Origin of the sequence: Oleomonas cavernae (genome assembly GCF_003590945.1) — a bacterium.
GTDB lineage: Bacteria > Pseudomonadota > Alphaproteobacteria > Zavarziniales > Zavarziniaceae > Zavarzinia > Zavarzinia cavernae.
In genome coordinates, this window is the sequence record NZ_QYUK01000011.1 from 2,059,662 (window position 1) to 2,074,044 (window position 14,383).

General features: G+C 70.3%; 15 protein-coding genes, 1 tRNA gene and 1 pseudogene. 2 read left to right on the forward strand and 15 right to left on the reverse strand.

Going from position 1 to position 14,383, the window contains the following annotated elements; translation table 11 throughout:
* Positions 1–12 precede the first annotated feature (12 nt).
* On the forward strand, positions 13–1,140 hold the full coding sequence (locus tag D3874_RS13665; protein WP_119778574.1) for an alginate O-acetyltransferase AlgX-related protein: 1,128 nt from the start codon (positions 13–15) through the stop codon (positions 1,138–1,140).
* On the opposite strand, the gene D3874_RS13670 is transcribed toward D3874_RS13665, so the two are convergent.
* Both D3874_RS13670 and D3874_RS13675 read right to left on the reverse strand, forming a co-directional pair.
* The gene (locus tag D3874_RS13670) at positions 1,127–1,921 is read right to left on the reverse strand and encodes a GDSL-type esterase/lipase family protein (protein WP_158595999.1); all 795 of its coding nucleotides are present in this window, start codon (positions 1,919–1,921) and stop codon (positions 1,127–1,129) included. The genes D3874_RS13665 and D3874_RS13670 overlap by 14 nt on opposite strands.
* Positions 1,922–1,992: 71 nt before the next feature.
* The gene (locus D3874_RS13675) at positions 1,993–2,781 is read right to left on the reverse strand and encodes a prepilin peptidase (RefSeq protein WP_158596001.1); all 789 of its coding nucleotides are present in this window, start codon (positions 2,779–2,781) and stop codon (positions 1,993–1,995) included.
* Positions 2,782–2,978: 197 nt separating this feature from the next.
* Between D3874_RS13675 and D3874_RS13680 the strand changes: the two genes are divergently transcribed.
* Positions 2,979–3,452 carry a lytic transglycosylase domain-containing protein gene (locus tag D3874_RS13680; protein WP_147385660.1) on the forward strand — a complete coding sequence of 158 codons (474 nt, stop codon included), beginning with the start codon at positions 2,979–2,981 and terminating at the stop codon, positions 3,450–3,452.
* On the opposite strand, the gene D3874_RS13685 is transcribed toward D3874_RS13680, so the two are convergent.
* The 13 genes and pseudogenes from D3874_RS13685 to D3874_RS13740 form a co-directional block, all read right to left on the reverse strand.
* Positions 3,406–4,263: a type II secretion system minor pseudopilin gene (locus D3874_RS13685; RefSeq protein WP_119778578.1), complete on the reverse strand. Its 858-nt coding sequence runs from the start codon at positions 4,261–4,263 to the stop codon at positions 3,406–3,408. The genes D3874_RS13680 and D3874_RS13685 overlap by 47 nt on opposite strands.
* A gap of 94 nt (positions 4,264–4,357) precedes the next feature.
* Positions 4,358–6,391 carry a type II secretion system secretin GspD gene (gene gspD, locus D3874_RS13690; protein WP_147385661.1) on the reverse strand — a complete coding sequence of 678 codons (2,034 nt, stop codon included), beginning with the start codon at positions 6,389–6,391 and terminating at the stop codon, positions 4,358–4,360.
* Positions 6,388–6,813 carry a hypothetical protein gene (locus D3874_RS13695; RefSeq protein WP_119778580.1) on the reverse strand — a complete coding sequence of 142 codons (426 nt, stop codon included), beginning with the start codon at positions 6,811–6,813 and terminating at the stop codon, positions 6,388–6,390. Before D3874_RS13695 ends, gspD begins: the two co-directional genes overlap by 4 nt.
* 7 nt (positions 6,814–6,820) lie before the next feature.
* Entirely contained in the window at positions 6,821–7,426 is a 606-nt protein-coding gene (gspM, locus tag D3874_RS13700; RefSeq protein ID WP_119778581.1) for a type II secretion system protein GspM, read from the reverse strand.
* Complete coding sequence (locus D3874_RS13705) at positions 7,423–8,448, reverse strand: PilN domain-containing protein (protein WP_119778582.1); 1,026 nt, start codon at positions 8,446–8,448, stop codon at positions 7,423–7,425. Before D3874_RS13705 ends, gspM begins: the two co-directional genes overlap by 4 nt.
* A complete protein-coding gene (locus D3874_RS13710; protein ID WP_119778583.1) occupies positions 8,448–9,104 on the reverse strand; it encodes a prepilin-type N-terminal cleavage/methylation domain-containing protein in 657 nt (218 codons plus the stop codon). The genes D3874_RS13705 and D3874_RS13710 overlap by 1 nt, the downstream gene beginning before the upstream one ends.
* A complete protein-coding gene (locus D3874_RS30345; protein WP_233559940.1) occupies positions 9,091–9,474 on the reverse strand; it encodes a type II secretion system protein in 384 nt (127 codons plus the stop codon). The genes D3874_RS13710 and D3874_RS30345 overlap by 14 nt, the downstream gene beginning before the upstream one ends.
* A 43-nt stretch (positions 9,475–9,517) precedes the next feature.
* A pseudogene (locus D3874_RS32015) lies at positions 9,518–9,919 on the reverse strand (GspH/FimT family pseudopilin); the annotation flags it as partial.
* Positions 9,870–10,301 (reverse strand): type II secretion system major pseudopilin GspG, encoded by a 432-nt coding sequence (gene gspG, locus D3874_RS13720; RefSeq protein ID WP_119778585.1) that lies wholly within the window; start codon positions 10,299–10,301, stop codon positions 9,870–9,872. The gene gspG and the pseudogene D3874_RS32015, both read right to left, overlap by 50 nt.
* Complete coding sequence (locus D3874_RS13725) at positions 10,298–11,515, reverse strand: type II secretion system F family protein (RefSeq protein ID WP_119778586.1); 1,218 nt, start codon at positions 11,513–11,515, stop codon at positions 10,298–10,300. Before D3874_RS13725 ends, gspG begins: the two co-directional genes overlap by 4 nt.
* Positions 11,515–13,215, reverse strand: coding sequence for a GspE/PulE family protein (locus D3874_RS13730; protein ID WP_199699059.1), 1,701 nt, complete (start codon positions 13,213–13,215; stop codon positions 11,515–11,517). Before D3874_RS13730 ends, D3874_RS13725 begins: the two co-directional genes overlap by 1 nt.
* Positions 13,216–13,554: 339 nt before the next feature.
* Positions 13,555–13,630 (reverse strand) — tRNA-Ile (locus D3874_RS13735).
* 60 nt (positions 13,631–13,690) lie between these two features.
* The gene (locus tag D3874_RS13740; protein ID WP_119778587.1) at positions 13,691–14,308 is read right to left on the reverse strand and encodes a carbonic anhydrase; all 618 of its coding nucleotides are present in this window, start codon (positions 14,306–14,308) and stop codon (positions 13,691–13,693) included.
* Positions 14,309–14,383: the final 75 nt, after the last annotated feature.

A 14,383-nucleotide genomic window follows, 5' to 3' on the forward strand; every position in this document is an offset into this window, starting at 1 on the left:
GGAGGCGACGCGTTGAGCGAAAAGGGCAGTGAAAATCGCGAGACGGGGCCGCTGCCCGGCCTCGTTCTCGCCCTGGTCCTGGTCGCCGGCCTGATCTCCGGCCTGTCGAGCCTGCTGTCGCCCCAGGGCGGGGCCTTGCTGAAACGCGCCACGCTGGCCGATGTCGCGGCGGGGCGCACCACCGGGGAGCTGTCGCGGCTTCTGAACGACGACCTGCTGGCCGGTGCGACCCTGGCGCAGGCCGCGCGTGCGATCGACTGGCTTGCGGTGGGCGACCTGGGGGCGGCGGTCCGGCGCGGCTGCGACGGCTGGCTGTTCCTGCGCGAGGAGCTGGAAATCCATGCCGACCCGGCGCAAGCCATGGCCCGGCGCGCCGACCTCGTGGCCCGCGTGGCGACACAGTTGCGCGCCCGGGGGATCGGCCTGGTCATCGCCGTGGCGCCGGACAAGAGCCGGATCGAGAGCCGGCATCTGTGCGGGTTGGCCCGGCCCGCGATACTGGACGACCGGCTGGCCGGCTTCAATGCCCTGCTGACCGCCCGCGGCGTCGAAACCGCCGACCTTGCCGCGGCCCTGCGCCCGCTCGACGGCGAGCGCTATTACCGCACGGACACCCATTGGAACGAACGGGGCGCCCGCGCCGCGGCGCAAGCCATTGCCACCCGCCTCGTCTCCTCAGGGCGAGCCCCCCCGCGGGCGGGCGAAGCCACGCTGACACCGGGCGCCCCCGTCGAGCGGATCGGCGACCTGATCCGCCTGGCCGGGCTCGGCGACGTGCCGGCCGGCTTCCGCCCGGCGGGCGATGTCGCGGCCTCGACCAATATCGTCCAGCCCAGCCTCGGCGGCGACGATTTGCTGGGCGATGCGCCCGGCCCGCCGGTGGTGATGATCGGCAGTTCCTTTTCGCGCAATGCCAATTTCATCGGCTTCCTGGCCGCCGCGCTGGGCGTGCCCGTGGGCGACATGGCCCGGGACGGCGCCGGTTTCGACGGCGCCGCGCGGGCCTATTTCGCCAATGCCGCCTTCCGCGATACCCCGCCCGCCATCGTCATCTGGGAAATACCCGAGCGGGTGATCGATGCGCCGGCCGCGGCGGCCGAACAGTCATGGGACGGCGACCTGGCGGCTAAGGCACCGTAAGCGTGCCGGGCTTGGCCCGGTCGCCCAGCAGGCGCGCCAAGGCGGGCTCGATCACCTCGGCCAGGCGGGCTTGGGCGAAGGCATCGGGATGGATCGCCGGGCCGGGCGGCGTATTGCGCGGGTCCATGAACAGGCCGACATCCACCTGGCCGTCCTTGAGGAAGCCGAAGCTGGCATCGACAAAGGTTACATCGCGCGCCGCGGCGTACTTGTCCGCAAGGTAGGCGTTGACCGCGCCATCCGCCGCGGACTTGAGCGGCGAGACGCCGCTGGGCAGGATCCCGACCACCAGCACCCTGGTCGCCGGCAGCCCTGTGCGCAGCGTCGCGATCACGGCATCGATGCCGGCCTGCGTCTGTTCCGCGGTCTGGCCCTGGACGGTGTTGTTGGTGCCGATCAGCAGCACGGCAACGGCCGGCGCAATCCCCGCCATCTCGCCATTGGCCAGGCGCCACAGGACATTCGCCGTGGAATCGCCGTTGAAGCCCAGGTTCACCGCGTTGCGATCGCCATAGTAGCGCTGCCACAGGGAGAGAAAATCGTATTGCGGGTAAGGGCTGCCGAGCTCGAAGTCGTGAACGATCGAGTCGCCGATGAAGATCAGCCGGGGCTTTGCCTGCGCCAGTTCCCGCAGCTTTTGCCGGTGCCGCTCCAGCCACCAGGGGAATTCCGGCCGCGGGATGGCGAGGGTCGCCGGGTTATCCTGCGCCCGCGCACGCACGGCGGGCAGGAAGGCGGCGGCAATGGCCGTGGCCACGAAAGTGCGGCGGGTCGCAGGCACAGGAATTCCCATCCCTCAGGTCACATCCCAGTGTCGGCGATCCATCGTCGCAGTGCCAGCCCCGCGCGGGATCAGTTGAACATCTGCCCGGGCGTGAGCCCCAGCACGATGATCGGCAGGGCTGCCAGGGCCAGCCCCGGCCCGAGCGGGATGCCCGCCGCATGGCCCACGTCCGCCTCCGCCACGTGAAATCGGCGAAGCCACGGCGACAGGGCAAGGGCCGCCAGGGCGCCGAACAGGATCGCCAGGGTAACGGCCTCGATGCCACCCCAGGCCCCGATCGCCGCGACCAGTTTCCAATCCCCGCGGGCCAGGGCCTCCCGCCCCAGGACAAGGCGCCCGGCACCCGCGACCGCGGCCATGAGCAGAAAGCCCACCCCCGCCCCCAGGACCGCCTCCGCCGCCCCGATCGCCAGCACGCCGCAGGGGGCAAAGGCCGCCGCGAGCAGGCCCAGCCACAGCAACCCCAAGGTCAAGGCATCGGGCAGATAGCCGCTGCGCGCATCGACGACCGCGGCGAGGTAGAGGAAGGCGGCGACAACGCTCATCAGCAGGGTGTGGTCGAGCGGCCCGGGCGCCATCGCGACCATCGCGCCCATCACCAGGCCGCCGCCGATCTCGAGCAGGGGATAGCGCAGCGGGATCGGCGCCTTGCCGCAGCGGCACCGCCCCTTCAGCACGAGCCAGCCGACCAGCGGCAGGCGCTGCACCGGGCCGAGCGGGCGGCCGCAGGGCGGACAGCGCGAGCCCGGGAACCACAATGCCGATGCCGCCATGCGGCCTTCGATGATGGCCGGCCAGCGTTCGACCGCGACGGTCGCGAAGCTGCCGATGATCAGGCCCCACAGAACAGCGCTCACCCAGCCCGCCCACGGTGGCAGCGCCGCGCCCAGATCCCGAACCGTCACGAGGTTGAAACTGACCAAATTGCATAGTTCGGGCATTTGAGCGGCTGTCGTTGTGTCAGTTTCGTGGGGGCCGGCCGCAGATTGCACCCTGCCCGTTGCGGCATGATGATACCATCCGCCCGCGCAGGCAGGCCTCGACAGGTTTCGGCATGGACTTCACCCCCTTGATCATGGCCTGCGTGATGAACGCCTCGCAGCTCTATGGCGTGCCGCCTGCCGGGATCTATGCCGTGCTGGCGGCCGAGGGCGGCCGGACGGACGCGGTCAGCCCCAACGACAACGGCAGCTACGACATCGGCCCCATGCAGGTGAACAGCCTTTGGCTGGCGCCGCTGGCGCAAGGCTGGGGTGTCGACCAGGCAACGGCCGAGGCCGCCTTGCGCTCGAAGCCCTGCACCAATATCGCAGTCGGCACCTGGATCCTAGCGGATTGCATCCAGCGCCGGGGCGACTTCTGGCAAGGCGTCGGCTGCTATCACGCGCCCAACAATGCCGAACGGGCGGGACGCTACATCAGCCGGGTCGCGGGCAAGGCCACGGCGCTGTTCGGCCCGGGTGTGTTCCGCGGGACGGCCCCTACCGATACGAGCGGATCCAATACGGCCGGCGCCGATCGCCCGTGAACTCCACGATGGTCGCCCGCGTCAGGCCGGCGTCGGGGCCCAGTCTGGCGCTTACCCGGATCGTGACCAGTTGCAGGGCCAGCGGTTCATTGTCGGGCAGGGCGATGGCGACCTGTTGGCCCTGCTCCTCGCGCTGGCGGCCGATCAGCGCGATACTATCGGGGCCGGTGCCGGCCATGATCTCGAGCACCGCGGCGCTGGCGTGGCGCCCGTCGATCACGCCGACATCGGCCCGCGGCACCAGGGTGACCAGGGGCGCGATCGCCGCAAAGATGGCAGGATCCATGCCGCGCACCAGGGCGATCTCGTCGACCGAGCGAAAGCCGCCGTTGCGCGGCACGATGCCCCGGGCCGCGTAGTCTTCGCGCTCGGCGCCATGGAGGCGCGGCCGGTCGTCCTCGTCGATCCAGTCTTCGACCGCGTCCGTCAGCTCGTCGAGCTTCTGGCCGTCGGCGCCGGCATGAGCCAGAAGCGCGCGGATGATCTCGGTATCCACCGCGTTGATGGGGACCTTGCCGCGCTCGTCCTCGACCGTGACCGTGACGGCGACACCGTCGAAGCCGAGCGTCCGCGGCGGCCCGCCGATCGGCCAGCGCCTGGCCCGGTCGTCGATACCGAGGCCGTGGATGGCCAGCATCAGGCCGGCGTCGGCGGCCGCTTCCAGCCGCGCCTGGCTTGCCTGCCCGCGCAGCAGGGCCGTGGTGCCCCTGCCCCATTCCAGGATACTGACCGCGACCAAGGCAAAAATCCCGATCCCGGCAACCGCCGCCGGCAACGCAAAGCCGCGCTGGCGGGTGCCTTTCGGGTTCACGGCGCCGGGTCCTTGGGCGGCGGCAAGGGTTCCACCCCGCGGATCTTCTCGCGCAGTTCGTCGGTGATCTTGCGGGCATCGGCGGCGTTGCGGATCACCCGGGGGTCAGCAGGATCAGCAGTTCGGTGCGGTCGCGCTTGCGCTCGGTGGTGCCGAACAGCGGGCCCAGGAACGGGATGTCCTTGAGCACGGGAATGCCGGAATTGCCGTCCTGCCGGTTCTCGGTGATGAGGCCGCCCAGGGCGATGGTCTGGCCGTCCTGCACGGCGACGGAACTGGCGATGCGGCGCTGCTGAATGGTGGGCGAATCGAGGTCCGAAGTGGTCGTCTCCACGACATTGCTGACCTCCTGGGCGATGTCGAGCAGGACCACGCCGTTGTCGTTCACCCGCGGCGTAATCTTCAGGATGACACCGGTGTTGCGGTACTCGATCGAGTTCACGATGGGCGCATCGGGATTGTCCGTGCTGACCGCCGACTGGGTCGCGATCGGCACCTCGTCGCCGACCTGCAGCGTCGCGGTCTGGTTGTTCAGCACCAGAAGCTTGGGGGCCGACACGACGTTGATGTTGGTGATGCCCGACAGGGCGTTGAGCACGGCGGCGATGGTGTCGCCGTTGGTCAGCAGGTAGGAGAAGCCGGGAAACACCTGGCTGACCGCGCCGGTGGCGATTTCGCTGAGCGAGAAGCTGCTGTTGCCCGTGCTGAAGAACCACTGCACGCCATAGCGCAGTTCCTCGTTCAGCGTCACCTCGGTCACCGCGGACTCGATCATGACCTGGAGCGGCAGGATATCCAGCCGGCGCAGGGCATCGGCAATGATCTCGTACTGCTGCGGCTTGGCATAGACGACGATGGTATTGGTGGTTTCGTCGGCAGTGATCTTGATCGGCTCCTCGGCCTCGCCCAGGTCGAGGGTCATCGAGGTGCCGGTCGCGGACTGGCCCTCGATCGTCGGCATGGCGGGCGGTGCCGGCAAGGAGCCGTCTTCGACGGCGGCGCCGGGGGTCGCGATGTCCTGGCCGCCGGCGTTGGCGAGGCCGGCCGGCGGCGGCGTGCTGCTCGACGGCTTGCCGCTCTCCCCGCCGAAGGCCGAGGTCAGGACCTTGGCCAGGTCGGCGGCACGGCCATTCTGCACCCGGTAGACGAACAGGCGCCGCCTGGAACCCTGGGCTTCCCGGTCGAGCATCTCGACCAGGCTGCGGACCCGGTCGAGGTAGGCGGCCCGGGTCGAGATCGCCAGGATGCCGTTGACCTGCTGGATCGGCACGAAGCGAACGGTACCGGCGGTGGGCACCCCTTCGGCATTGAGCAACTGGGTCAGTTGCTCGACCAGGTTCCGGCTGTTGGTCCATTGCGGCACGATCAGCGCGAAGGACACGCCCCGCAGCCAGTCGACATCGAACTGCCCCGCCAGGTCGCGCAGGTTGCGCCGGTCGGTCGAACTGCCGGAGATGAACAGGATGTTGCGTGCCGGGTCGGTCTGGACGATCGCCCCGGTGGGGATCAGGGGATCGAGCAGCTTCTTGAGTTCATCGGCACTGACATAGCGCAGCGCGATCGCCTCGGTGCCGAACCCGGCCTGGCCCGCCCCGACCAGCCCGGTCTGCCGCTGGGCATCGCCGACGGGCACCACGGTATAGAGATTGCCCTCGCGCACCAGGCCCAGCCGGGCTGCCTGGAGGCTGACCTCGAAGGTGCTCAGCACCTGGTCCCGGCTGATCGGCCGCGCGGTCTCGATGGTGATCTGCCCTTCCGCCGCCGGATCGACGGCATAAGTCAGCCCCAGAATGTCGCCCAGCACCGCCTTGGCCACGTCGCGCACTTCGGCATTGGTGAAATTCAGGCTGACATCGCCGCCCGGCGTCGGCGCTGCCGCCGGCGGCGCCTCGGCCATGAAGGTCTCGGTGCCCCGGACGATCCGGCTGCGCGTTCCCGTGGGCACCCCGTCCGCTGGCCGATCCGGCGGGCGATAGCTTGGCAGCGGCGGGGTCAAGGGGGTCGTCGACCCTACCACCGTCGCACCCTGCACCTGGGTCCGCGGCGGCTGATCGGAGGCCGTTTCGCAGCCCGCCAGCAGCAGCAGGACGAGGGCGGCGGTCAGGCGACGCAAGGCGATACTCTTCACGGCACGACCTTTTCACTCTCGCCGGGCGCAGCCGGCGGCGCATTGCCCAGGCGTAACTCCAGGCGCTCGTCACCGCGTGACAGCACCACCCGGCCCGGCTCGATCGCCGTCACTTCCCAGTCGCCGACGGCCTGCCCCGGCAGGATGCGCAGGGCGGTCCCCTCCGGGGTGACCAGCAGGGCCGTGGCCGCACCGGCCGCGGTGCCGATGCCCAGCAGCGTATAGCGCGCCATGTCGTCGGCCGGCGCCGCGCCGGCGTCCGGCCGGCGGTCGGGGTCGAACAGCGGGCGCTCCAGGATGCCGGGAAAATCAGCGCTCTGGGGCGGATTGACGAGCACCGGCCGGCGCACCGCCTGCGGTGCCACCGGCGGCAGGTCGTCGGCCACGGGGAGGGTCAGTTGCAAGGCGACAAGTCCGAGCATGAGGATGCTAGCCACCATCTCGAACAGGCGCGGCCGGCGCGGTCCCCGGCGCTTCGCCGGCTTCAGGCGGGCGAACCAGGATGGGCGCGGAGATTTCGAGGCGGACCGAGAGGCGGTTGGCGCCGTCGGTTCCACCCTCACGGACTGCCGCGATAGCGAGGGATTCAACCAGGACATAGGGATCCTCATGCTCGAGCCGTGCCAGGCTGCGATAGAGTTGTGGCAGCGTCATCTCGGCGTCCGCACCGACGCCGACCCTGTCGGCGCGCGATGCCTCGCGTTCCCCGACCGACCGGATGGTGCCGCCTTCCTGCGACAGCACGTCGCTCAGCCGCGTTTGCAGGATGTTCAGCGCGCTTGCGGCGTCGTCGGCGACGAGCGCGAAATTGGGCATCGTCTCGGCCTGGCGGGAGGCCAGCTCGCGCCAGGTGACGGCCCCGTCGAGAATGCGGGCGTTGCGCTGATATTCAGCCTCGAGATCCTCGCGCGCGCTGGCGCGATCGACAAAACCCTCGACGATCGGCTGAACCACGAACCCCAGCACGAGGACGACCGCCGCCACGGCGAGGCCGACGGCGATGAGGCGGCGCTCCCGCGGCGACAACGGCTTCATGGTGTCGTCACCGCGGTGGCAATAACGCTGAAGGCGCCCTCGCCGCCGGCCGCGCCGTCGGCAGGCCTGACGTTGCGCAGGCGGCCGGTCGCGCTCAACAGCGATGGCAGATCGGCGCCGGCCGATGCCATGCCGGACAGGCGCAGTTCGACGCCGTTCCAGTCCAGCAGCGTCACCCAGACGCCGTCGGGCAGCGCCGTGGTCACCGCATCCATGACCGGCAAGGGCGATTGACGGCCCCGGCGGTCGAGAATGTCTACGCGCCGCGCTTCCTCGAGTTCGACGCGCTTGCGCAGGCGCTCGATCAACTGGACCTGCAGGCGCTGGCTTTCCACCGCCTCGCGCAGGCTCTCCACGGCAAGCTGTTCGCGCAGGATCAAGAGCCCCAGGTTGAGCACCAGCAACGCCGGCACGGCCAGGCGCAGGGCCCGGCCCAGCATGCCGCCCCGGCGCGGGTTGGCGCCGTGCAGGCGCCGGGCGAAATCGAAGCGCAGGCGGCCGTCGTCCGCGGCCAGGCCGATGGCGGTGGGCCGGAAGCCCAGCCCGTGAAGCTTGGCCAGGATCTGCGCCAGCACGGTGCGCCGCACGACCGCGACCGCGATGTGCCGCATGACTCCCTTGGCCGGCGCCTCGCCCAGCACCTCGACGTCGAACACCACCTCGTCCGCGCGGAACGGTGTCAGGCGATCGAGATCGAGCGCGACCATCCGGTACAGTTCGGCCTCGGAGGGGACCGGGTAGTCGAACTCGCCCACCAGGGCGGTGGCGGGCGGCAGCACGAAGACCGCGCCGTCCAGCTTCCCCGCCGGCACCGGGGCGACCGATCGCCAGCCCTGGGCCGTGCGCCGATGGACCGCCAGATGGTCGCCGTCGAGGGAGGCAAACAGCCTGCGGCCCTGCGACCGTTCGCGCCAGCGCCGTGGCATCAGGCCGCGCAATTCGGCCAGCCACCAGGCGAGGCCGCGCTGCAACGCCTGCCCCAGCGACGCCATGTCCATGTTGAGGATGGCCTTGACGTCCATCAGCCACGCCCCGCGCAGCGGGCGCCGCCGTCATCGAGGACACAGTCCCCGTCGGTCGTCGCCATGGGATGAACCAGAAGATCGGGCCACCAGCGCTGATCGCCGGGCGGGAAGCGGACGCGCAGCTTGACCAGGGCCGGCAGTGCCGGCTCCTTGAACCAACGGTCGGTCCAGACGCCGGCGGTCGCCTCGCCGGCAGGCAGATAGGCGATGTCCAGCCCCTGCACGCCGCGCAGCAGAACCTGCTCCACCGCCGGCCCGTCGGCCCGTCCCCAAAGGTCGCTGTGGCCGGCCAGCGTCAGGTCGCCCCCCGGCCCCACCGACAGGACATAGCGCTGCGTCGCCCCCGGCCCGGCCGCCTCGGGCAAGGGCGCGTTGAAGCCCAGCGCGGTCGCCGTCCCGTCGAAATCAGGATAGGGCAGCGGCGCGTCGTAGCGCGTGGCCGGGTAGACGCGGGCAAGGCGTTCGCGCAGCACGGCCTGTGCGCCCTCGATCGACTCAGCCGTCGCCGCCCGCGCGGCGGCACCGCGCCAGACGTTCTGGCCGGCGGCGAGGCCCTGGAGCATCAGCAGCGCCAGGAAGGCCAGCAGCGCCAGCGACACGATGCTCTCGACCAGCGAGACCCCGCGCTGATGGTCGGCGTTACGGCGGCGCAAGACGCAGACTCCTCAATTCCGCGAGTGCCGGACCGCCGGCGCGGGCCCGCACCGATACCGTCACCAGCCACAGCGTGCCCGCCTCGCTGGCGGCATCGTCGCCGTAGGGGCGGGATTCGATCGAATAGGCCAGCGGCCCGGCCAGGCCGTTGACCACCCGCCCGTCGAGCGGATAGGCGATCCCGGCCGCGGCGATCTGCGAGCGGGCCACCACCAAGGCCGCCTGCTTGTCGGCGCCGTGCCGCGCCCGCAGGGCACTGTCGCCCACCACGTTGAACAGCACCCCCAGGCCAGCCCCCACGATGCCGAGCGCGACCAGGACCTCCATCAGGCCCATGCCCGCTTGGCCGTGCCGCTGCCCGGTTCCCATCACAGCCCCGGGCGCCCAGCGCGCCGGTTACCGGGTCGACCGCGACCTCGGCATGGCGACCGCGGCCGGCAACGGTGACCAGCCCGCCCGTGGTCGAACCGTCGCCGAAAAAGACGATCTGCGGGCTGCCCCCGTAGGTAATGCTTGCGATTACCCGGCGCGAGCCGAGCGCGGCCACCGCATAGCTGGTGCCGTCGGCCGCAAGCGTCAGGGCGACCGGCCGGCCGCTCTGCAGGGCCTGCGCACGGGCCAGGCGCAGGTCGGCGGACAGGCGCTCGGTCGCGCGGCGCAGCTCGAGCTGGGCATAGCCGCGTTCCACTGCCGGAAACATGATCGTGCCGACCAGCGCCAGGATGGCCAGCGCCACCATGGCCTCGATCAGGGTGGCGCCGCGTTCACCAGTTGCCGACATCTTGCGCCTCGCCCGCCCCGCCCGGGGCGGCATCGTTGCCCAGGGAATAGACGTCGACCTCGCCGTGCTCGCCCGGCACCTTGTAGAGGTAGCTGTTACCCCAAGGATCACGCAGGGCTTCGGCCCGGCGCAGGTAGGGGCCGTTCCATCCCGGCGCCGCCTTGGGCGCTGCCACCAGGGCGGCCAGGCCGTCCTGCTGCGAGGGGTAGCGGCCGACATCGAGGCGGTAGAGTTCCAGGCTGGCGGTGATGTTCTGCACCTGGACCTTGGCGGTCTGGGTGCGCGACGAGCCCAGGTACTTCAGCACCTGCGGCCCGACGACGGCCGCCAGCAGCCCCAGGATCGCCAGGACGACGAGCAGTTCGATCAAGGTGAAGCCGGCTTGGGCGCGACGGCGGCGGGCATTGAGGGTCATGATTGCAGGGCCAGATCGTTGACGCCAAGAATGGCGGACATGATGGCGGCGATGACGCCGGCGACGATGACGCCCAGAACCACGGTCAGGAGCGGGGTCATCAGGGTGATGAGGCGTTGCGTGGTGTTGCGCACCTCGCGGTCGAGGACGTCGGCGAGACGGCCCAGCATCGACCCCAGTTGCGCGGTCTCCTCGCCGGTGCGCAGGAAGCCGATCGCCAGGCGCGGGAACACCCCGGTGGCGGCCAGCGGCCCGGCCAGGCCGCCGCCCTCGTGCAGCCCGGCCACGACGCGGTGGACCGCGCCCGCCATGTGACTGTTGGCGAAGGTGCGGGCGGCGATCGCCAGGGCCACCGGCAGGGCCACGCCGCTGTCGACCAGCGCGCCCAGGGTGCGCGAGAAGCGCGCCGTCTCGGCCTCGACCACCAGGCGGCCGAACAGCGGCACGCGCAGGATGCGGCGATCGATGATCGCGCGCATCTCCGGCCGCCGGAACCAGCGGTAGACCAGCACGAGCGCCGCCGCGCCGCCGAGCAGGGCGACCAGGCCATAGGCGCGGACGAACTGGCTGATGCCGACGACGATCGCGGTCATCGGCGGCAGGTTGCCGCCCAGGTCGGCGAACAGGGTCTCGAACTGCGGCACCACGACCAGCAGCATGATGAGGATGACGCCCACGGCAACCACCAGCAGCATGGCCGGATAGAACAGCGCCGACCGCACGGTCTGGCGCAATGCTTCCTGCCGCTCCAGCGAGGCGGCAAGGCGGGACAGGGTCGGGCCCAGTTGCCCGCTGGTCTCGCCGGCCTCGGCCAGGGCGATCGCCATGGGCGAGAACAACCCGCCCGCCTCCGCCATGGCGCGGGCCAGCGGCGTACCGCCCTTGACCCGTTCGCGCAGGGCCTGGACCGCGGTGGCCAGACCGGCCTCGCGCGTGTTGTCGGCCGTGATCGCCAGCGCCCGGTCCAGCGGCAGGCCCGCCTCCAGCAGGACGGCGATCTGGCCGATGACATCGGGCAGGGCCTTGCGCAGGGCGCCACTCACCCGCACCTGCACCGGCCCGGCTGCGCGCGCGCCGCCCTCGGCGGCCTCGATGGTGACCAGCCCGGCGACCCGCAGGGTTTCGACCACGGCGTCGCGGTCGCGGCCTTCGACCGTGCCCACGCGGATTTCGCCGGTGGCAGGCACGATGGCGCGGTAGCGGAAGGTCTTCATCACGCCCCCTCCCGCGTGACGCGCAGCACCTCGTCGACCGTGGTCAGGCCGGCCGCGACCTTGGCCAGGCCGTCGGCCAGCATCGGGCGCATCCCCTCGGCCACGGCGACGCGGGCGATTTCCCGCGCCTCGGCCCGCGCCAGGACCAAGCGGGCAACCGTCTCGCTCATCGGCAGCAGTTCGAGTACGGCGAGGCGGCCGCGGAACCCGCTGCCGCCGCAGGCCTCGCAGCCCACCGCCCGGTGGAAGGTGACGCCCGGCTCCATGACCGCCTCGAGGCCCAGGGCCGCCAGCGCCTCCGCCGTCGGGTGGTAGGGTTCGCGGCACACGGGGCACAGGCGCCGCACCAGGCGCTGGGCCAGAACCGCGTTGAGGGTGGAGGCGATGAGATAGGGTTCGGCCCCCATGTCGAGCAGGCGGGTGACCGCGCTGGGGGCGTCGTTCGTGTGCAGGGTCGACAGGATCGTATGGCCGGTCAGGGCGGCCTGGATGGCGACCTGCACGGTCTCGAGATCGCGGATTTCACCGACCATCATGACGTCGGGATCCTGGCGCAGGAACGAGCGCAGGGACGCGGCGAAACTCAGGCCGATCTTGTGCTTCACCTGGGTCTGGCTGATGCCGGGCAGGCGGTATTCGATCGGATCCTCGATGGTCAGGATCTTGCGGTCGGCCGTGTTGAGCGCCGCCAGCGAGGCGTACAGCGTGGTGGTCTTGCCGCTGCCGGTCGGCCCGGTGACCAGGACGATGCCGTGGGGCCGGCGCAGGATCTTCAGCCAGGGGTCGAGCAGGTCGTCGGTAAAGCCCAGCGCGACGAAGTCCAGCGACAGGTGCGAGCGGTCCAGAATGCGCAAGACCACGCTTTCGCCGTGGATGACCGGCGAGGTGGCGACGCGGAAATCGATCTCCTGGCCTCGCACCGCCAGCCGCAGGCGGCCGTCCTGGGGCAGGCGCCGTTCCGCGATATCGAGGTTCGACATCACCTTGATGCGCGAGACCACGCTGTTCTTCATCGCCGCCGGCAGCATGTCCCGCTCGATCAGCGCGCCATCGACGCGCAGGCGCAGCTTCAGGCCGTCCTCGGTCGGTTCGAGGTGGATGTCCGAGGCGCGCGCCTCGACCGCGCGCATGATCAGGCTGTTGACGACCCGCACCACCGGGGCGTCGCTGGCCAGGTCGCGCATGCGTTCGACATCGGCGTCGTCAGCCGCCTCGTCGCCGGTTTCGGCCGCCCTGTCCTCCGCCGCCCCGTAGAGCCGGTCGATCGCCTGTTCGACATCGCCGGCCCGCGCCACAAAGGGGCGCACCGGCCGCTCCAGCGCAAAAGCCAGGGCTGCCCGGGGATAGTCGTCGAACGGATCGACGAAGGCGACGTCCACGCCTGTGTCGGTTTCGCGCAACGGCAGGGCGCGGACCCGGCGCAAAAACCGCGGCGAGAGCCGATCGGCGGCCAGGGCGGCGCGGGGAAACTCGGCAGGGCCCGCCAGGGGCAGATCCAGCGCGACCGCGACGGCGCGGGCCAGGTTATCCTCGGAGATCATGCCGAGCCTGGTGAGCACCGCATCCAGGGGTTCTCTCGTTTCGGCCTGGACGAGACGGGCGCGAACCAGCGTTTCGGCCGCCAGCAAATCGCGGTCGAGCAGCAGCGCAGCCAGATCGACCGTGAGCCTCGGCTCGCTACCTGCGAGCGCCATGTCCATTCAGCACACCCCTGGCAGGTCCGTTAATATCTGGCAACGAGAAGTGTTCATTGTTATTTATGTTTCAATTAAATGACAATCGAAGCCTGAGCTTCGCTCGCTTTCTGCCGTCGAATGCCTCGGCAGGGCGAGTCAAATGATGAACATCCTTCTGAGTTTCAAAAAAAATTCACAGTACTTCGCGCCTTCCGGCAAGAGCGTGCGCAAATGGTCGTGGAACGACCGGAAATGGTTGCCGTTCAGGCGCAACGCAGACGGCCCCGGAGGGACGGCGCTGCCCCGCGATTGTGGTAACTGCTGCGATCACGGAACCCGGCGGCTTGTTCGCCGGAGAATGCGTGGTGGGCCTGGCAGGACTCGAACCTGCAACCAGACCGTTATGAGCGGCCGGCTCTAACCATTGAGCTACAGGCCCACCGGGCTGCGAGGTTTAGCAGGAGGCGCCGCCCCCTGCCAAGCCTTGCGCGCCCAAGCCCTACTCGACCCGGGAAAATTCGCCTGTCGTCTTGTCCAGCCACTCCAGGCGGCCGTCGAAGACGCGGAAGCGCGCGCCCTCCAGGACCAGGCCGCCGGCGGCGACCGCCGCGGCCACGAAGGGGAAGGTCATCAGCCGCTCGATCGACAGCTTGATCGACTCGCACTCCAGCGCCTCCTTGGCGGCCGGATCGGCGGGGTCGAGATGGGCGAGCTTGGCGCGCGCCGGGTTGATCAATTCGATCCACTTGGCCAGGAACTCGGAATCGCCCAGCGGATCGCCCTTCAGCGCGGCCGAGACGCCGCCGCAATCGCCGTGGCCCAGCACCAGGATCATGTCGACGTTGAGCACCTTGACCGCGAATTCGATCGCCGCCGAGGTGCCGTGCAGGCCGTCGCCCTCCTCGTAAGGCGGCACCAGGTTGGCGACGTTGCGCACCACGAAGATCTCGCCCGGCTGGGCATCGAAGATCGAGCCGGGATCGACCCGGCTGTCGGAACAGGCGATGATCAGGGTCGGCGGCTTCTGGCCATAGCGGGACAGTTCGCGGTAGAGGTCGCGGTACTCCGGCCAGTGATTGCCCCGGAAGCGCCGATAACCGTCGATGAGCTGCCGCACCGTTAACCCCTGGGTTTGCCGATCACGTTCGGGCCGGGACGATGGCCCGCCCAGCGGCAACTGTCCAGTGCTTTG

Excerpts from the sequence above, each read along its gene's own strand:
- D3874_RS13680 (WP_147385660.1), top strand. The coding sequence starts at position 2,979 with ATGGACTTCACCCCCTTGATCATGGCCTGCGTGATGAACGCCTCGCAG.
- D3874_RS13695 (WP_119778580.1), bottom strand. The coding sequence starts at position 6,813 with ATGCTCGGACTTGTCGCCTTGCAACTGACCCTCCCCGTGGCCGACGAC.
- gspM (WP_119778581.1), bottom strand. The coding sequence starts at position 7,426 with ATGAAGCCGTTGTCGCCGCGGGAGCGCCGCCTCATCGCCGTCGGCCTC.
- D3874_RS13705 (WP_119778582.1), bottom strand. The coding sequence starts at position 8,448 with ATGGACGTCAAGGCCATCCTCAACATGGACATGGCGTCGCTGGGGCAG.
- D3874_RS30345 (WP_233559940.1), bottom strand. The coding sequence starts at position 9,474 with ATGGGAACCGGGCAGCGGCACGGCCAAGCGGGCATGGGCCTGATGGAG.
- gspG (WP_119778585.1), bottom strand. The coding sequence starts at position 10,301 with ATGACCCTCAATGCCCGCCGCCGTCGCGCCCAAGCCGGCTTCACCTTG.
- D3874_RS13725 (WP_119778586.1), bottom strand. The coding sequence starts at position 11,515 with ATGAAGACCTTCCGCTACCGCGCCATCGTGCCTGCCACCGGCGAAATC.
- D3874_RS13730 (WP_199699059.1), bottom strand. The coding sequence starts at position 13,215 with ATGGACATGGCGCTCGCAGGTAGCGAGCCGAGGCTCACGGTCGATCTG.